Below are 16,580 nucleotides of genomic sequence, written 5' to 3' on the forward strand. Positions count from 1 at the left end.
GTGCTAATATTCGTGCCATGGACGCCAAAACCCAGAAAAGCGAGCTGACCCGCGCCGCCATCGTCGGCGCGGCGCTGGACCTTGCCGCGTCTGACGGGCTGGAGTCCATCACCCTGCAGGCGGTGGCCGACCGCATCGGGCTGTCCAAGAGCGGCGTGTTTTCGCGCGTGGGATCGCGCGAGGCGCTTCAGAAGGCAGTGATCGAGGAGTTTGGCCGCCGTTTCATTGCCGACGTGTTCGTGCCCGCCATGCAGGCCCCCAAGGGCCTGCCGCGCCTGAGAGAGATCGTGCGGCGCTGGATCGTGCGCACCCGCGACGTTGAATCGAATGAAGGCTGCATCTACACTGCGGGCGCCTTTGAACTGGATGACCGCGAGGGCGAACTGCGCGACCTGCTGCTCAGCGAGGTCACCCGCTGGCGCGCCGCGTTGCGGCGCACCGTGCTGCAGGCCGTCGAGGCTGGCGACCTGAAACCCGACACCGACGCCGAGCAACTCGTCGGCGAGGTCTGCAGCATGATCATGGGCATGCTGCACGACACCCGCTTCCTGCGCGACACGCGGGCCGCGGAAAGAACCCAGGCGTCGTGGGACCGCCTGATCAAGAGCTACCAGAGCTGACGCCCCAAGAGGATGCCGGTGATGCGCCTTGTTTTTGTCATCCCCACATTTCGCACAAACGTGCGAAGAAAGGAACTGTCATGTTGATTGCCCTTGCCCTGCTGGCTTTTTGCGCAGGCGCCCGCGTCATCGCGGCCGCCCTGCAGTCGCTGCGCGGCCTGCCCCGCAGCAATGAAGACTGGATCTACTACTGAGGAGCCGCCATGACCCGCACCGCTCTTGAGGCCACATCGGCCTTCTACCAGGCCAGCCCCGGCATCCGCCTGTTCCGCCTCGCGCTGGGCACCTTCCAGCGCGTCTGGCCCGCGCTGGGCGTGCGGGCCGCCTACCGCCTGTTTGGCACGCCACTGCCGCCCCGGTGGATGAACCCGCGTGGTGCCTGGGACGCCCACTGGCGCATCGAGGCCTGGCCCTTCGAGGACGCCAGCATCACGCTGTATTCGCAGCCCGTGGCACCCCACGGCCCGCTTGTGCTGCTGCTGCACGGCTGGGGCGGCCACGCGCGCCAGATGCTGCCACTGGCCGACGCGCTGGCCGCCAACGGGATGCGCCCGGTGATCGTGGAGATGCCCGCGCACGGGCGCAGCGCGGGCGCGGTCAGCAACCTGCCGCAGTTCGCGCGCGTGATCGACTACGTGATTGCCCGGCTCATGCAGGACGGCCACCGGGTGGGCGCCGTGGTCGCGCATTCCCTGGCGGCCAATGCCGCCGCCTACGCCGCCAGCCGCGGCACGCCCATGGACAGGCTGGTGCTGCTGGCCCCGCCGGCCTCGCCCCACGAGTACACACGGCTGTTCGCGCAGGTGTTCGGCCTGTCGGAAACAACGCGCGCGGCGATGCAGCGGCGCATCGAGGCCCGCGAAGGCATCCTGATGCCGCAGTTCGAGCCCGATGCGGTGGGCCCGCGCGTGCGCGTGCCCACCCTGGTGGTGCATGACCAGGGTGACAGCATCAACCGCTTCGCCGATGGCCAGGCCTATGCCCACGCCATCCGCGGCGCACAGCTGGTGGCCACCGAGGGGCTGGGGCATCGCAAGATCCTCAAGGACGCCCATGTGATTGGCCGGGTGGCCATCTTCGCCCGGCCCTGAGCATGCTGCGGCGCGCCAGCGCCCCTTCGGCTTGCGCCGCCGTGGTATTGCCCCTAGCATCGCTGCACTTCAAACAACGAGGAGCAGAAGATGGGCCTGTTTGACTGGACACAGAAGTCGCCCGGGGTTCTGGATCAGGGCGGCGTGATCGCCCCCGACGAACGCCTGCCCTGGCCGCAAACCGCGGCCATGGGCGCCCAGCATGTGGTTGCCATGTTTGGCGCCACGGTGCTGGCGCCCATCCTCATGGGCTTCGACCCCAACATCGCCATCCTGATGAGCGGCGTGGGCACCCTGATCTTCTTTGTGATCACCGGCGGCAAGGTGCCCAGCTACCTGGGCTCCAGCTTTGCCTTCATCGGCGTGGTGATCGCCGCCACGGCCTATGCGGGCAAGGGCCCGAATGGCAACATCGGCGTTGCGCTGGGGGGCATCGTGGCCTGCGGCGTGGTCTACGCCGCCATCGGCGCGATCGTGCAGGCCGTGGGCACGGGCTGGGTCGAACGGCTGATGCCCCCGGTGGTCACCGGCGCGGTGGTCGCGGTCATCGGCCTCAACCTTGCGGGCATCCCGGTCAAGAACATGGCCGCGGGCAACTTCGACAGCTGGATGCAGGCGGTGACCTTTGTCTGCGTGGGCCTGGTGGCCGTCATGACCCGGGGTATGGTGCAGCGCCTGCTGATTCTGGTGGGCCTGGTCATCGCAACCCTGGTCTATGCCGTGCTGGCCAACGGCCTGGGGCTGGGCAAGCCCATGGACCTGTCGGGCGTGGCCCAGGCGGCCTGGGTGGGTGCCCCCGGATTCGCCGCCCCGGTGTTCAGCGCCAACGCCATGCTGCTCATCGTTCCGGTCGCGGTGATCCTGGTGGCCGAGAACCTGGGCCACCTGAAAGCGGTGACGGCCATGACCGGCCGCAACCTGGACGCCTACATCGGGCGCGCCTTTATTGGCGATGGCGTGGCCACGGTGGTCAGCGGCTGCGCGGGCGGGACGGGCGTCACCACCTACGCCGAGAACATCGGCGTGATGGCGGCCACCAAGATCTACTCGACCGCGGTCTTTTTCGTCGCCGCGCTGATCGCCGTGGTGCTGGGCTTCAGCCCCAAGTTCGGCGCCATCATCCAGGCCATTCCGCTGCCGGTGATGGGCGGCGTGAGCATCGTGGTGTTCGGCCTGATCGCGGTGGCGGGCGCCAAGATCTGGGTCGACAACAAGGTGGACTTCTCCGACAACAGGAACCTCATCGTCGCGGCCGTTACGCTGGTGCTGGGCACGGGCGACTTCACGCTCAAATTCGGTGATTTTGCCCTGGGCGGCATCGGAACCGCCACCTTCGGCGCCATCCTCCTGTACGCACTGCTGGGCCGCAAGGCCTGAAGGCCGCCCCGGCGCTCAGGGCCGCAGGCTCTGCGGGCCCCGTGGCGCCGACGCTGGCGGCACGGGCGCGCCACCCAGCGCCCGCCCCAGCGCACCGCCGACGCGAGCCCCCAGAACCGTGCCAATGCCCGGCAGCAGGGCCGTGCCAATGGCCGCGCCCGCGAAGAATCCCGGGGGAATGGTGACCTCGGGCTTGCTGACCGGACCCCTGACGGTGAACGGCACGCCCACGAAGCCCTCCACCCGGTCCAGCGTGCCGCTGGCCCGCACCTGGCGCTGGTAGACCTCGGCTTCGCCCGTGGCCGTGTACGGTCCGGCTTTGGCCTTCAAGTCGCTGTAGGTGAAGCGCACGCCCTCGCCGGTGTTCTGTGTGTCCATGCGTCCCGCCAGGCTGTCCAGGCGGGTCTCTCCCTGATGGGCCTTGCCGCCGGACTCAATCGCCTTGTTCAGGTCAAAGCGCAGCACCACGGCCTGCGCCACGGTCAACTCGCTGGTGGTGTGAAGCGATCGCACCACCTCACCGGGCGTTGCGCCCCTCGCCCTGACGACCGTCCGCCCCGAGGCCAGACCGCTGATGGGCGAGCGGCGATTGAACGCGGCCATGGCCGCCGCCACTTCAATCCCGCGCGGGGCCAGCTCGCCCGAGACCTCTGCCTGGCCATCGGGTGCCACCTTCAGGGTCAGCGTGCCGTCGGCGGTTCCGCCACCGGCGACCATGTGCAGCTGCCACCGGTCAGCCTCGCCCTCGCGCGCCAGGTCCAGCGACGCGGGGACCTGGGCCCCGGGCCGGCGCAGGCTGGCGTGACGCGGGCGCCATTGCGGGTCGAAATCAACCTCGCCGTCATAGGCCACCGCCACGCCGCTGTGGGAAATCCAGGTCAGGTCGCGAAAGACCAGTCGTGATGGCGTGGCAACGCTGCCCGGGCCGGCCTTGCCCCGGAACGCGCCCATGGCGCCGTGGGGCACGGTGGCTCCGTCCAGCTCGACCTTCGCCAGCTCCAGCTTGCCCCGCCACAGCGGCCCCAGCCGCGGCGCCAGGACCATCCGGTCCACGCGGACCGTCGGTGTCTGCGCCGTGCGGACCGTGCGCACTTCAAGCGCCGGCGTTGGCCAGAGGCGCCAGCTCGCCTGCCCAATCGACACTTCAATGCCGGACCGGTCCAGCACCTGGGCTTCCAGCTGGCGAGCCAGTTCCTCGCTGTCCGGCAACCACAGCAACAGGGCCAGCCAGACACCTCCCGCCACGGCCACGACAAGGCCCGCCGAGCCTGCCAGGAAGTGGAAACGTTTCATGGCAACAGCCTAACGCGGTGGCGCCGGGCCCGGTGTAGGCGGGTGCCGCCAGATCAAGCCCCAAAGAGCGCAAAGGGCCCGCGCAGGGCGGCGCAGGACGCGGGTCGATATAGTTGAGGCCTCAAGCATCTGAAGGAGACACCGTGACCGTCTGGAAAAAACCTGTTTCTGTGGCGGAGTTGACCGCCCTGCACGAGGACACGGCCGTGCGCCATCTCGGGATCGAGTTTCTCGAGGTCGGTGACGACTTCATCAAGGCCCGGGTCCCGGTGGACACCCGAACGCGGCAACCCTATGGTCTGCTGCACGGTGGTGTCAGCGTGGTGCTGGCCGAGACGCTGGGCTCGTGCGGCGCGGCCTATGCGAGCCCCGAGGGCCACCGCGCGGTGGGCCTGGACATCAATGCCAACCACCTCAAGGGCGCGACCAGCGGCTGGGTCACGGGCATCACGCGGCCGGTGCACATCGGTCGCACCACCCAAGTCTGGCAGATCGACATGCGCAACGACGCAGGCGAGCTGACCTGCGTGTCGCGCATCACCATGGCGGTCCTGGCGCCACGGTGACGGGGTTTACTTGCCGAAGATCATGTTCGGCAGCACCAGGCTGATCCAGGGGATGTAGGTGATGATCACCAGGAACACCAGCAGCACCATGAGCCAGGGCAGCGCCGCGCGCGTGACCTGAACCAGGTTCATGCCGGTGACCCCGCTGGTCACGAACAGGTTCAGCCCCACCGGTGGCGTCACCATGCCGATCTCCATGTTCACCACCATGATCACGCCCAGGTGGATCGGGTCGATGCCCAGGTGAACGGCGATCGGGAACAGGATGGGCGCCAGGATCAGGATGATGCCGGTCGGCTCCATGAAATTGCCCGCCACCAGCAAGATCAGGTTGACCACCAGCAGGAACACCCAGGGCGACATGCCCACGGCCACGATCTGCTCGGCAATGGCCTGCGGAATGCGCTCGGTGGTCAGCACATGCGCGAACAGCAGTGCATTGGCCACGATGAACATCAGCATCACGGTGGTCTTGGCCGACTCGAGGAACACCTCGGGCAGGTCCTTCAGGCGCAGGTCACGGTAGATGAACACCGCGACCACCAGGGCATAGACCGCCGACACGGCCGCCGCCTCGGTGGGCGTGAAGGCGCCACCATAGATGCCGCCCATGATGATGACCAGCAGGGCCAGGCCCCACATGGAGTCCTTCAGCGCGGTCAGCACCTCGCGCATGCTGGCCTTGGGCGGCGGCGTGATCTGCAGCTTGCCCGCGCGCCACCAGACGGCGGCCATGAGCATGAAGCCCAGCAGCAGGCCCGGGATGACGCCGGCCATGAACAGGCGGCCCACCGACACCTCGGTCACGGCGGCGTACACCACCATCACGATCGACGGCGGGATCAGGATGCCCAGCGTGCCGGCATTGCAGATCACGCCGGCCGCGAACTCCTTGGAGTAGCCGTTCTTGACCATGCCCGCGATCACGATCGAGCCAATGGCCACCACGGTGGCCGGGCTGGAACCCGACACGGCGGCAAACAGCATGCAGGCCAGGATGGACGCGATGGCCAGGCCGCCCCGCAGGTGGCCGACCGCCGCAATGGCAAAGCGCACCATGCGCTTGGCCACGCCGCCCGTGGACATGAGGTTGCCCGCGAGCACGAAGAACGGGATCGCCATCAGGGTGTAGTGCTCGCTGGTCTCGAACAGCTTGATCGACATCGACGCGAGCGAGTCCTGCGAGAAGAACGTGATGGTGATGAGGCTGGACAGCCCCAGGCTGATGGCCACCGGCATGCCGATGGCCATGAAGATGAACATGCAGGAGAAAAGGACGAGGGTGTTCATTCCGCTGCCTCCTGGGCCTTGAGTTTCATGGCGTCGGCGGCTTCGTCGGCCAGGTGCAGGCTGTCGGTCTTGCCGCTGACCAGGTTCCACAGGATCTGCAGGAACCGGAACGCCACCAGGCAGTAGCCAATGGGCATGACGATCAGCACCTTCCAGCGCTCGATGGGCAGGTCATCTAGCTCCACGCCGATCTGCCGCATCTTGCTCACGTATTCCGTGGCGCCCACCAGCACAAAGCCCACATAGGCCAGGCTCAGCAGCACCGCAATGATGGAGACGATGCGGCGTTTGCCCGGCGGCAGCAGCGCCACCAGGGCGTCCACGCCGATGTGCGAGCCCACGCGCACCCCATAGGAGATGCCCACGAAGATCATGACCGCGAAGAGGACCGTGGTCAGCTCCAGGTTCCATGAAAAACCGGTGTTGAACACGTAACGGCGAACGACCTGCATGAAGGCAAGCCCCGTCATTCCCAGCAGCATGAGTGAAATGATCCACTCTTCAAGACGATCCAGAATTTTCATGATCAGCTCCAAAAAAACCCCGGACAAGCCGGGGTTCCAGGGGAATCCGTTGCCGGTTCCTCGGGTTACTTGTTGGCCTTCTCGGCGGCCTTGATCAGGTCGGCCCCGATCTCGCCTTCAAACTGCTTCCACACCGGCTTCATGGCGGCGCGCCAGGCCATGGTGTTTTCCTTGGACAGGGGCAGGACCTTGGCCTTGTTGTCGGCGATGACCTTGGCCTTGAACTCGTCGTCTTCTTCGGTGGCGACCTTGTTGCCGTAGGCAATGGATTCCTTCATGGCTTCGGTCAGGCCCTTGCGCACATCGGCCGGCAGGCCGTCCCACCACTTGCCGTTGGCGACCACCATGTAGTCGATCACGCCGTGGTTGCTGTTCATGATGTACTTCTGCACTTCATGGAACTTCTTGGAGTAGATGTTGGACCAGGTGTTTTCCTGGCCATCCACCACGCCGGTCTGCAGTGCCTGGTAGACCTCGGAGAACGCGAGCTTCTGCGGGTTGGCGCCCACGGCCTTGAACTGGGCTTCGAGCACGTCCGAGCTCTGGATGCGGAACTTCAGGCCCTTGGCATCGGCCGGTGTGGGCATCGGCTTGTTGGCCGACAGCTGCTTCATGCCGTTGTGCAGGTAGCCCAGGCCCACGATGCCCTTGCTCTTCATGGAGCTCAGCATGTCCTGGCCTTCCTTGCTGCTCTGGAAGCGGTCCACGGCATTGATGTCGTCAAACAGGAAGGGCAGGTCAAACACCTGGAGCTTCTTGGTGTACTTGCTGAACTTGGACAGCGAGGGGGCAATGATCTGCACGTCGCCCAGCGCGAGGGCTTCCATTTCCTTGCCGTCGCCGAACAGCTGGCTGTTCGGGAAGACCTGCACTTCCACCTTGCCCGGCAGCTTCTTTTCGGCCAGTTCCTTGAACTTGAGCGCGGCCTGGCCCTTGGGGGTCTGGTCGGCCACCACGTGGCTGTACTTGACGATGATCGGGGCGGCCTGCGCGGTCAGCCCTGCGGCCAGCAGTGCAGCGGCCAGAACGAGTTTGAGTTTCATGGAGGTCTCCTTTTAAGGGTGGAACTGATGTCTGAGCTGCCCGACGATAAGCGCTATGCGCCCATTCGCCAACTGTGGCATTCAACAGCCGGGTTTTCCCGTAGACCGGGCCGAGCCGGCCCTCAGCGCCCCAGGGCTTTCTGGGCTTCCTCGATCCATGAGCCACCGATGCGCTGCGCCAACTCGTCATAGACCGGCTGGACCACCTTGCGCAGCCGCGCCCGCTGCGCGGGGCTCAACACATGGATGCGCGTGGTGCCGGCCTCACGCAGGGCCTCCAGCGCCTTGGCGTTCTGGGTGTCGGCGATCTGGTTGCCGTATTCGAGCGCCTCGCGCAATGCCTGCTCGATCAGCGTGCGGTCGGGCTCCGAGAGGCTGTTCCAGAACCGGCCATTGGCCACCACCGCGTAGCCCACGTAGCCATGGTCGGTGAGGCTCAGGTCGGTCTGGTATTTGTGCATGCCCTGGGTCCAGAAGTTGGAGACCGGGTTCTCGGTGCCATCGACCACGCCGGTGGCCAGTGCCCGCGCGGTTTCGCTGAAGGCCAGCGGCACGGGCCGCGCGCCCAGGGCCTTGAACTGCGAGGCCAGCACGCGCGAAAACTGGATCCGCATGCGCAGGCCCTTGAAGTCCTCGGGCGCCAGCAGGGGCCGGTTGGCGCTCATCTGCTTGAGGCCATTGTCCAGGTAACCCAGGCCCACCAGCCCCTGCTGGCGCAGCTGGACCAGCAGGCGCTGCCCGATGGCGCCCTGGGTCACGCGCCGGACCTCGCTGTTGCTGTCAAACAGGAAGGGCAGGTCAAACAGCTCGAATTCAGGGAATCCGATGCGGCCGAATTTGGAGAGCGAGGGCGCCACCATTTCCACGGCGCCCAGCCGCAGCGCCTCCATCTCGTCAAGGTCGCCATACAGCCGGGCCGAGGGATACACCGCCACACGGATGCGCTGCTCCGACCGCTGCTCCACCAGCGCCTTGAAGCGGTTGGCCGCGAGCCCCTTGGGCGTGTCCTCGGCCACCACATGCGAGAAGCGGATGAGCAAGGCCGCGCCAGCCACTCCCGGCGCCAGGGCAAGAAACAGGAGGGCAGCGGCCAGCGCCGCACGCCCGCTGCCGCCGGCTCGGAGTCGATCCAGCATGCCCGCTATGCTAGCGACACCCAACCGCCGTTCCATCCCATGAAACCCGTAGCCGGCGAGCCCACTTTCGACTTTGAATTGCTGCAACGCACTGCCGACGGCCACAGCAGCCGCAACCGGCGCGCCCTGCTGTGGCTGCTGGGCATGCTGGTGTTGCTGGTGGCCTCCATCGTGACGCTGGTGCTGTACCTGCAGACCTTCGAGGCCGAGGAGGAAGACCGGCGGCGCATCGCCGATGCGCAATGGCTGGAGCAGAGTGTGCGGTTCCAGTTCCGGCGCCTGGAAGACGACCTGATCGTCCTGGCGCTGCGGGAACGCGAGGGGGCCCGCGCCGCCAGTGACACCGAGTTCCACGGCGGACTGCTGTGGACCGAGCCCGGCGTGGTGCTGGCCCACGGCTGGCTCGCCGCCGAGGCGTTTGACACGCCGCCGCCCGCGCTGGCCCGGCTGCGCAGCGACAGCGCCATGCACCCGGACAACGCGCAGGCGCTGGCCATCATGCGCGACATCACGCGCGGCCTGCGCCGCTCCACCTATGCGGGGCCCATGCGGCAGGCGGACGGCAGCCATGGCACCGTGGTCTGGCTCGCGGTGCCGGTGTTCGACCGCGGCAATTTCTCGGGCAACTACCTGGCGGCACTGTCGCTGGACACGGCCGTGCAGGGCCTGGTGCCCACCTGGTTCAAACAGGGCCACAGGCTGCAGCTGGTCGACAGCCAGGACGTGATGGACGAGTCCGCGCGGCGCGCCGGGCGCTACCAGGCCCAGCTCAACCTGCCCGGTGCCGACGTGGCCGTGCTGGTGACGCCTCTGGCCTCGCAGCCCGCCATGGTGCCGCGCATCTTTTTCGTGGCCGCGCTGCTGTTCCTGCTGGGCATGCTGGGCAGCCTGTATGCCCTGCGGCGCGACTTCGTGAAACGCCAGCGCGTGGAGTTCCTGTTGCAGGCCCAGGTGGCGCTGCGCAAGGCCATGGAAAACTCGGTCACCATCGGCCTGCGCGCCTGGGACCTGCATGGGCGCATCCTTTACGTGAATCAGGCCTTCATGCGGCTGGTGGGCTTTGGCGCCGACGAACTGGTGGGGCGGTCGGCGCCACTGCCCTACTGGCCACAGGCCCAGAGCGACGAGCTGCAACTGATCCATGAACGCGTGATTTCCCAGGGCACCGAGCAGACCGGCGTGGAGGTGCAGTTCCAGCACCGCGATGGCCGGCTGATTGACGTGCTGGTCCACGAGTCCCCGCTGTTCGCCACCGATGGCACCCAGCTGGGCTGGATGAGCTCGGTGCTGGACATCAGCGAGCGCAAGCGCGCCGCGCGGACCGCGGCACGCCAGCAGGACCGGCTCGAGGCATCGGGCCGGCTGGTGGCCATCGGTGAAGTGGCGTCCACCCTGGCCCATGAACTGAACCAGCCGCTGGGCGCGCTCAGCAGCTTTGCCAACGGCCTGCTCAACCGGCTGAGAAACCAGCGCATCACGCTGGACGAAGTCGCCCCCGTGGTCGAGCGAATGGACCGGCTGTCCGACAAGGCGGGGCGCATCATCCAGCGCGTCAATGCCTTTGCCCGGCGCCGCGAGATGTCCTGGCAGCGCCTGGACCTGGTGGTCTTCATGCGCCGGACACTGGCGCAAAAACAGGCGCAGCACGACGTCCGGGTCGAACTCGCGCTGGGCCCCCGGCCCGTCTGGATCGATGCCGACGCCCTGCTGCTCGAGCACGCGGTGCACAACGTGGTGGCCAATGCCCTGCACTGGGCCCCCCGCGCGGATCGGCCCGCGCGGGTGCGCATCAGCATCGTGGAGGACGGCGCCATGGCCGGCATCGTGGTCGGCGACAGCGGCCCGGGCGTGAACCAGGAACAGAAGGAGCAGATCTTCACGGCCTTTTTCAGCGCCAAGGAAGACGGCATGGGCATGGGCCTGGCGATCTGCCGGTCCGTGGTGGAAGCCCACCATGGCCGCATTGACGTGGCGACCGACCCCGAGCTCGGCGGCGCCCAGTTCACGCTGTGGCTGCGTCTGTCCGGCGCGCCCACGCCCCCCGACACCAGCAACCCGGGAGCACAGGCATGAGTGCATCCATCCACATCGTTGACGACGACGCCGATTTCCGCGACGGCCTGGCCTGGCTGTTTGACTCTCGCGGCCACCAGGCCATCACCTGGCCGGGGGGTGACAGTTTTCTGGATGGCGTGCGAGCGATCGCGCCCGGATGGGGCCACGCCGTGGTGCTGCTGGACATCCGGATGGAGCCCCTGTCGGGCCTGAGCACGTTCGAGGCACTGAAGGCCATGGCCTGCCCCTGGCCCACGCTGTTCCTGACCGGCCACGGCGACGTAAGCATGGCCGTGACGGCGGTGAAGAACGGTGCCTGGGACTTTCTTGAGAAGCCGTTCCAGAACAACGTGCTGGTGGACAAGGTGGAGCAGGCCCTGGCCGCCGCCGCCGCGCGCGTGGATGAAACCCAGGAAGCGGCCCGGCTGCGCCAGGCGCTGGCCAGCCTGAGCCCGCGTGAGCTCGAAGTGCTCGACGAGCTGATCCAGGGGCACTACAACAAGACCATTGCCGACCACCTGGACATCACCCCGCGCACGGTGGAGTTCCACCGCGCCAACATCTTCGAGAAGATGGCCGTGACCTCCGCCGTGGAGCTTGCGCACAAGCTCGGGCGCTTCGGTCTGCGATAGCGCCGGGTTCAGGGCGGATCAGGTAGCGCCGTCGCGCGCGAGCCGCTCGCTCTTCCAGTAGACGTCGTCACCGCCGTTCATGCGGTTGAGCACCCGCGCGAGCACGAACATCAGGTCGCTCAGGCGGTTGAGGTACTGGCGCGGCGTGTCTTTCAGCGCCTCTGCGCCACCCAGGGCCACCACGGCCCGTTCCGCGCGCCGCGCCACGGTGCGGCAAACATGGGCCTGCGAAGCCGCGCGGTTGCCCGCGGGCAAAATGAATTCCTGCAGGCGCGGCAGCGCCTCGTTGTAGCGGGCCAGCGCCTGGTCCAGCGCAAGCACGGCTTCGGGTTTGAGCAATTCAAACCCGGGGATCGACAGTTCGCCGCCCAGGTTGAACAGCTGGTGCTGAATCTCGACCAGCAAGGCGCGCACGTCGGGGGCCACGTCCTCGCACAGCAGCACACCGATGTGGGAGTTCAGTTCGTCCACGTCGCCCATCGCGTGCACGCGCAGGCTGTCCTTGGATACGCGTGTGTTGTCGCCCAGACCGGTGGTGCCGTTGTCACCGGTGCGTGTTGCGATCTGTGTCAGGCGGTTGCCCATGTGGTGCCCCTTTGCTTCATTACAAGCACATTGTGCGGCAAGCAAATGTGTGAAGGCCCGCGCCCATGTGTCGCAGGCAACACTCGGCAAAACTGCTGGTGCCGGGCGCCGGCCTGCGCTGCAATGCAGCTTCGTTCAACTTCATGGAAATTCACCATGCACATCAAGCGACGCCGCATCCCCAACTTTGAAGCCCGCAGCCTGGCCCTGTTTGCCACGCTGAGCCTGGGGACCGTCATGGCACTGCATGCGCAGACCCCTGCCCCCTCCGTTCCCGGCACGACCTCCAACACCGCCACCGTGTCCGGCGGAACTTCGCCCTCGAACAGTGCCAAAGGCGGTTGGCCGGCAGCCCAGATCACCGAGGCGTTCAAGCAGCTTGACGCCAACCACGACAACACCATCAGCCGCGCCGAGGCGCAGAAGGCGCCGGGCGTGGCACGTCACTTCGACCAAGCCGACACCAACAAGGATGGCAACCTGTCGGCCAGCGAATTTGAAAGCGCGATGAAGCAGGCCTCATAAGCCTTTTTCAGGCCATTGCCCGCCCCGGTGCACGGGTGCTATCGTTTCCCGAAACAGGAGACAAGCATGCTGGACACAGTGATTCGCGGCGGCCTCGTGGTGGACGGCAGCGGCAACGCGCCGTTCACCGGCGATGTCGGGCTCAAGGATGGCCTGGTGGCCGAAGTGGGCGGCAAGCTCGGCGCTGCCCGGCGTGAGATCGATGCCAGTGGCGCCATCGTCACGCCCGGCTGGGTTGACGTGCACACCCACTACGACGGCCAGGTCACCTGGGACCCGTACCTCTCCCCTTCGACCCACCACGGCGTGACCACCGCCGTGATGGGCAATTGCGGTGTGGGCTTTGCCCCGGTCAAGCCCGATCGCCGCGACTGGCTGATCAGCGTGATGGAAGGCGTCGAGGATATTCCCGGCACGGTGCTCAGCGAAGGCATCCAGTGGCAGTGGGAAAGCTTCCCCGAATACCTGGACGCGCTGGCCGCCAAACCCCATGCGCTGGACATCGGCGCGCAGGTGCCGCACAGCGCCGTGCGCACCTACGTGATGGGCGAGCGCGGCATCACGCACGACGAGGCCACGGCCGATGACATCCGCGCCATGTGCGCCATCGTGGGCGAAGGCCTCCAGGCCGGTGCCCTGGGCTTTTCGACCAGCCGCACCCTGATTCACAAGTACCAGCAGCACAAGTACCCACCGGGCACCTTTTCGTCACCCGAGGAGATCATGGGCATTGCCGCGGCCATGAAATCGGCGGGCCACGGCGTCTTCCAGATGACGGCCAACCATGTGGGCATGGAGGGCGAACTCTGGTGGCTCACGCAGATTGCCAGGGACAACCAGTTGCCGGTCGCCTTTGCGCTGGTCCAGACCGACCAGACCCCCGACACCTGGAAGCGGCTGCTCGCGCACCTGGACGCCACCCACACGCAGGGCGTGCCACTGTACGGCAGCATCAGCGGCCGCGCCACCAGCATGGTGATGGGCTTTGAAGGCACGCTGCACCCGTTTGTGCTCAACCCGCTGTGGCAGCAGATCGCGCCGCTGCCTTGGGAGGAAAAGCTCGCGCGGCTGCGTGACCCGCAGGTGCGTGCCGCGCTCACCAACATGAAGGTGGTGGAGATGGCCGCCCAGGTCAACCAGGAGGCCGCGTTCTTCCTGCGCGGCATGGCGCGGCTGTTTGTGCTCAAGGCCAATGCCCGGGGCAGTGTGGACTATGAGCCGCTGCTGGCCCACAGCGTGGTGGCGCAGGCCCGCCCCAGCGGGGGCAACCCGCTGGAGATCGCCTACGACGCCATGCTGGCCAACGGCGGCGCCAACGACGGCAAGGGCCTGCTGTACTTCCCCATCTTCAACTACAGCTACGGCGACCTCTCGCAGATCCACACCCAGCTGCAGCACCCGCGCACCATGATGAGCCTGGCCGACGGTGGCGCCCACGTGGGCTATGTGTGCGACGTGTCCATGCCCACCTTCATGCTCACCCACTGGGCGCGTGACCGCGAACGTGGGCCCAAGCTGCCGCTGGAAATGCTGGTGAAGAAGCAGACCCAGGACACCGCTGCGGTCTACGGCCTGCACGACCGCGGCGTGTTGCGCCCCGGCATGCGGGCTGACGTGAACCTCATCGACTTCAAGGCCCTTACGCTGGACCTGCCTCATTTTGTGAACGACCTGCCGGCCGGCGGGCGACGGCTGACACAGGCGGCCTCTGGCTACCTCGCCACCCTGGTGGCCGGCGAAGCCATCATGGAAAACGGCGCGCCCACCGGGGCGATGCCGGGACGGCTGGTGCGGGGTCCACGGCACGCATCTTAAAGTTCGCATCCCGCTCCGGTTTCCGGCCCTGCTGTCAGCCCAGGGCCAGCCTGCAGGCGTGACGCCGGGAGGGTCAAGGCTTAAACTGCCAGGAGAACCGGAGACAAGCCCATGAACGCCCCCACCCAAGTTGCCCACCTGATCCCCGAAATCCACCAGCGCGCCGTCCCTGATGCGCTGATTGACGCGCTCAAGGCGCGCTTTGGCGCCAACTGCTCCACGGCGCTGGCGGTGCGCGAGCAGCATGGGCGCGATGAATCGTCCTTCCAGGCCCCGCCACCGGCGGCCGTGGTGTTTGCCGAAAACACGGCCGACGTGGCCGACGCGGTCAAGCTGGCGAGCCAGCACGAGGTGCCGGTGATCCCGTTTGGCGTGGGCTCCTCGCTCGAAGGGCATTTGCTCGCGGTGCAAGGCGGCATCAGCATCGACGTGAGCCGCATGAACAAGGTGCTGAGCATCAATGCCGAGGACCTGACCGTCACGGTGCAGGCCGGCGTGACGCGCAAGGCGCTGAACGAGGAGATCAAGAGCACCGGCCTGTTCTTCCCGATCGACCCGGGCGCCGACGCCACCATTGGCGGCATGAGCGCGACGCGCGCCAGCGGCACCAACGCCGTGCGCTACGGCACCATGCGCGAGAACGTGCTGGGGCTGGAAGTGGTCACGGCCAGCGGCGAAGTGATCCGCACCGGCACGCGCGCCAAGAAGTCGTCGGCCGGCTACGACCTGACCCGCCTCATGGTGGGCAGCGAGGGCACGCTGGGCGTGATCACCGAAATCACGCTGCGCATCTACCCGCTGCCCGAGGCGGTGTCCGCCGCCATCTGCTCGTTCCCCAGCATCGAGGCCGCGGTGCGCACCACCATCCAGGTGATCCAGCTGGGCGTGCCGATCGCGCGCGTGGAGCTGATCGACCACAACACCGTGCGCATGGTCAACGCCCACAGCAAGCTGGGCCTGCGCGAGGAGCCCATGCTGCTCATGGAGTTCCACGGCTCACCGGCCGGCGTGAAGGAACAGGCCGAGACCGTGCAGGAGATCGCCACCGAGTTTGGCGGCAATGCCTTTGAATGGGCCACTACCCCCGAGGAGCGCACCCGCCTGTGGACAGCGCGGCACAACGCCTACTTTGCCGCCATCCAGAGCCGCCCCGGCTGCCGCGCCATCAGCACCGACACCTGCGTGCCCATCAGCCGGCTGGCCGACTGCCTGCTCGACTCCGTGGCCGAGGCCGATGCCAGTGGCATCCCCTACTTCCTCGTCGGCCACGTGGGCGACGGCAACTTCCATTTCGGCTACCTGCTGGACCCGACCATCCCCAAGGAGCGCGAGATTGCCGAGGCGCTCAACCACAAGCTGGTGACCCGCGCGCTCAGCCTGGAGGGAACCTGCACTGGTGAACATGGCGTGGGCCTGCACAAGATGGAGTTCCTGGTGACCGAGGCCGGCGCCGGCGCGGTCGACATGATGCGCACCATCAAGCGGGCGCTGGACCCCAAGAACATCATGAACCCGGGGAAGATTTTCTCGCTCTGAGCGGGGCTATTTCTTCACTTCGTAGCGTGGCGCTTCGCCTGGCAGCGCCAGATAGTCGATGGTGCCCATCACATCGTCCACCAGCATCACGGCCTTTTGCAGGGCCTCGGCCTGTTCGCGCGAGTTGACGCAGCCGGCCAGCCAGACCAGCCGCCGCTCCCCCACCACCCAGAGGCTGGTGTCGTTGAAGCGTCCGTCCAGCCGGATGTACTGCACCACGCGCGGGATCAGTTCGGCGTCATAGAGGTAGGAGTTGGGCAAGCGGCAGCGCCCTGAGCGGAAGCAGCTGGTGCCGTGGTGCGACCGCACATGCGCGGCGTCGCGCGCCTCCTGCGCCGTGTACAGCGGACCGGCTGGCACCGGACAGGTGGCGATGGCCGAGGTGACCTGGACGAACGGGTCATTGAATGCATTGGTGCGCTCCTGGGCCGGCACCGGCCCGGCCAGCACCCCCATGAAAACCAGTGCGGCCCAGCGCATCTGCATCCCCAA

The 16,580-nt window shown here is 67.0% G+C and carries 16 protein-coding genes; 9 read left to right on the forward strand and 7 right to left on the reverse strand.

Annotated elements, in window-relative coordinates; translation table 11 throughout:
- Nucleotides 1–17: 17 nt before the first annotated feature.
- The 3 genes from KF796_01665 (at nucleotide 18) to KF796_01675 (ending at nucleotide 3,088) form a co-directional block, all read left to right on the forward strand.
- Nucleotides 18–620, forward strand: coding sequence for a TetR/AcrR family transcriptional regulator (locus KF796_01665; protein ID MBX3585321.1), 603 nt, complete (start codon nucleotides 18–20; stop codon nucleotides 618–620).
- A gap of 203 nt (nucleotides 621–823) precedes the next feature.
- Nucleotides 824–1,711: an alpha/beta fold hydrolase gene (locus KF796_01670; GenBank protein MBX3585322.1), complete on the forward strand. Its 888-nt coding sequence runs from the start codon at nucleotides 824–826 to the stop codon at nucleotides 1,709–1,711.
- A gap of 90 nt (nucleotides 1,712–1,801) precedes the next feature.
- Complete coding sequence (locus KF796_01675) at nucleotides 1,802–3,088, forward strand: NCS2 family nucleobase:cation symporter (GenBank protein ID MBX3585323.1); 1,287 nt, start codon at nucleotides 1,802–1,804, stop codon at nucleotides 3,086–3,088.
- 15 nt (nucleotides 3,089–3,103) lie between these two features.
- Here the strand turns inward: KF796_01675 and KF796_01680 are convergent, their stop codons facing one another.
- Entirely contained in the window at nucleotides 3,104–4,381 is a 1,278-nt protein-coding gene (locus KF796_01680) for a hypothetical protein (protein ID MBX3585324.1), read from the reverse strand.
- Nucleotides 4,382–4,524: 143 nt separating this feature from the next.
- On the opposite strand from KF796_01680, the gene KF796_01685 reads away from it, so the two are divergent.
- Nucleotides 4,525–4,947: a hotdog fold thioesterase gene (locus tag KF796_01685; protein MBX3585325.1), complete on the forward strand. Its 423-nt coding sequence runs from the start codon at nucleotides 4,525–4,527 to the stop codon at nucleotides 4,945–4,947.
- 6 nt (nucleotides 4,948–4,953) lie between these two features.
- Here KF796_01685 and KF796_01690 read toward each other — a convergent pair whose 3' ends face one another.
- The 4 genes from KF796_01690 to KF796_01705 all read right to left on the reverse strand — a co-directional run bounded on the left by KF796_01690 (nucleotide 4,954) and on the right by KF796_01705 (nucleotide 8,940).
- A complete protein-coding gene (locus KF796_01690; protein ID MBX3585326.1) occupies nucleotides 4,954–6,237 on the reverse strand; it encodes a TRAP transporter large permease subunit in 1,284 nt (427 codons plus the stop codon).
- Nucleotides 6,234–6,761, reverse strand: coding sequence for a TRAP transporter small permease (locus KF796_01695; protein ID MBX3585327.1), 528 nt, complete (start codon nucleotides 6,759–6,761; stop codon nucleotides 6,234–6,236). Before KF796_01695 ends, KF796_01690 begins: the two co-directional genes overlap by 4 nt.
- 65 nt (nucleotides 6,762–6,826) lie before the next feature.
- Nucleotides 6,827–7,804: a TRAP transporter substrate-binding protein gene (locus KF796_01700; protein ID MBX3585328.1), complete on the reverse strand. Its 978-nt coding sequence runs from the start codon at nucleotides 7,802–7,804 to the stop codon at nucleotides 6,827–6,829.
- 122 nt (nucleotides 7,805–7,926) lie between these two features.
- The gene (locus KF796_01705; protein ID MBX3585329.1) at nucleotides 7,927–8,940 is read right to left on the reverse strand and encodes a TRAP transporter substrate-binding protein; all 1,014 of its coding nucleotides are present in this window, start codon (nucleotides 8,938–8,940) and stop codon (nucleotides 7,927–7,929) included.
- A 39-nt stretch (nucleotides 8,941–8,979) separates the two neighbouring features.
- Here KF796_01705 and KF796_01710 point away from each other — a divergent pair, with 39 nt between their 5' ends.
- A complete protein-coding gene (locus KF796_01710; GenBank protein ID MBX3585330.1) occupies nucleotides 8,980–11,013 on the forward strand; it encodes a PAS domain S-box protein in 2,034 nt (677 codons plus the stop codon).
- Nucleotides 11,010–11,627, forward strand: coding sequence for a response regulator transcription factor (locus KF796_01715; protein MBX3585331.1), 618 nt, complete (start codon nucleotides 11,010–11,012; stop codon nucleotides 11,625–11,627). The genes KF796_01710 and KF796_01715 overlap by 4 nt, the downstream gene beginning before the upstream one ends.
- A gap of 18 nt (nucleotides 11,628–11,645) precedes the next feature.
- On the opposite strand, the gene KF796_01720 is transcribed toward KF796_01715, so the two are convergent.
- Complete coding sequence (locus tag KF796_01720) at nucleotides 11,646–12,212, reverse strand: cob(I)yrinic acid a,c-diamide adenosyltransferase (GenBank protein MBX3585332.1); 567 nt, start codon at nucleotides 12,210–12,212, stop codon at nucleotides 11,646–11,648.
- A 156-nt stretch (nucleotides 12,213–12,368) separates the two neighbouring features.
- Here KF796_01720 and KF796_01725 point away from each other — a divergent pair, with 156 nt between their 5' ends.
- The 3 genes from KF796_01725 to KF796_01735 all read left to right on the forward strand — a co-directional run bounded on the left by KF796_01725 (nucleotide 12,369) and on the right by KF796_01735 (nucleotide 16,088).
- Entirely contained in the window at nucleotides 12,369–12,737 is a 369-nt protein-coding gene (locus KF796_01725; protein MBX3585333.1) for an EF-hand domain-containing protein, read from the forward strand.
- 66 nt (nucleotides 12,738–12,803) lie between these two features.
- A complete protein-coding gene (locus tag KF796_01730; GenBank protein MBX3585334.1) occupies nucleotides 12,804–14,552 on the forward strand; it encodes an amidohydrolase family protein in 1,749 nt (582 codons plus the stop codon).
- Between the two features lie 111 nt (nucleotides 14,553–14,663).
- Entirely contained in the window at nucleotides 14,664–16,088 is a 1,425-nt protein-coding gene (locus KF796_01735) for an FAD-binding protein (GenBank protein ID MBX3585335.1), read from the forward strand.
- A gap of 6 nt (nucleotides 16,089–16,094) precedes the next feature.
- Here KF796_01735 and KF796_01740 read toward each other — a convergent pair whose 3' ends face one another.
- Nucleotides 16,095–16,568, reverse strand: coding sequence for a BON domain-containing protein (locus KF796_01740; protein ID MBX3585336.1), 474 nt, complete (start codon nucleotides 16,566–16,568; stop codon nucleotides 16,095–16,097).
- Nucleotides 16,569–16,580 lie beyond the last annotated feature (12 nt).

Source organism: Ramlibacter sp., assembly GCA_019635435.1.
Classification (GTDB): Bacteria; Pseudomonadota; Gammaproteobacteria; order Burkholderiales; family Burkholderiaceae_C; genus JAHBZM01.

Excerpts from the sequence above, each read along its gene's own strand:
- KF796_01665 (MBX3585321.1), top strand. The coding sequence starts at position 18 with ATGGACGCCAAAACCCAGAAAAGCGAGCTGACCCGCGCCGCCATCGTC.
- KF796_01670 (MBX3585322.1), top strand. The coding sequence starts at position 824 with ATGACCCGCACCGCTCTTGAGGCCACATCGGCCTTCTACCAGGCCAGC.
- KF796_01675 (MBX3585323.1), top strand. The coding sequence starts at position 1,802 with ATGGGCCTGTTTGACTGGACACAGAAGTCGCCCGGGGTTCTGGATCAG.
- KF796_01680 (MBX3585324.1), bottom strand. The coding sequence starts at position 4,381 with ATGAAACGTTTCCACTTCCTGGCAGGCTCGGCGGGCCTTGTCGTGGCC.
- KF796_01690 (MBX3585326.1), bottom strand. The coding sequence starts at position 6,237 with ATGAACACCCTCGTCCTTTTCTCCTGCATGTTCATCTTCATGGCCATC.
- KF796_01695 (MBX3585327.1), bottom strand. The coding sequence starts at position 6,761 with ATGAAAATTCTGGATCGTCTTGAAGAGTGGATCATTTCACTCATGCTG.
- KF796_01700 (MBX3585328.1), bottom strand. The coding sequence starts at position 7,804 with ATGAAACTCAAACTCGTTCTGGCCGCTGCACTGCTGGCCGCAGGGCTG.
- KF796_01705 (MBX3585329.1), bottom strand. The coding sequence starts at position 8,940 with ATGCTGGATCGACTCCGAGCCGGCGGCAGCGGGCGTGCGGCGCTGGCC.
- KF796_01710 (MBX3585330.1), top strand. The coding sequence starts at position 8,980 with ATGAAACCCGTAGCCGGCGAGCCCACTTTCGACTTTGAATTGCTGCAA.
- KF796_01715 (MBX3585331.1), top strand. The coding sequence starts at position 11,010 with ATGAGTGCATCCATCCACATCGTTGACGACGACGCCGATTTCCGCGAC.
- KF796_01720 (MBX3585332.1), bottom strand. The coding sequence starts at position 12,212 with ATGGGCAACCGCCTGACACAGATCGCAACACGCACCGGTGACAACGGC.
- KF796_01725 (MBX3585333.1), top strand. The coding sequence starts at position 12,369 with ATGCACATCAAGCGACGCCGCATCCCCAACTTTGAAGCCCGCAGCCTG.
- KF796_01730 (MBX3585334.1), top strand. The coding sequence starts at position 12,804 with ATGCTGGACACAGTGATTCGCGGCGGCCTCGTGGTGGACGGCAGCGGC.
- KF796_01735 (MBX3585335.1), top strand. The coding sequence starts at position 14,664 with ATGAACGCCCCCACCCAAGTTGCCCACCTGATCCCCGAAATCCACCAG.
- KF796_01740 (MBX3585336.1), bottom strand. The coding sequence starts at position 16,568 with ATGCGCTGGGCCGCACTGGTTTTCATGGGGGTGCTGGCCGGGCCGGTG.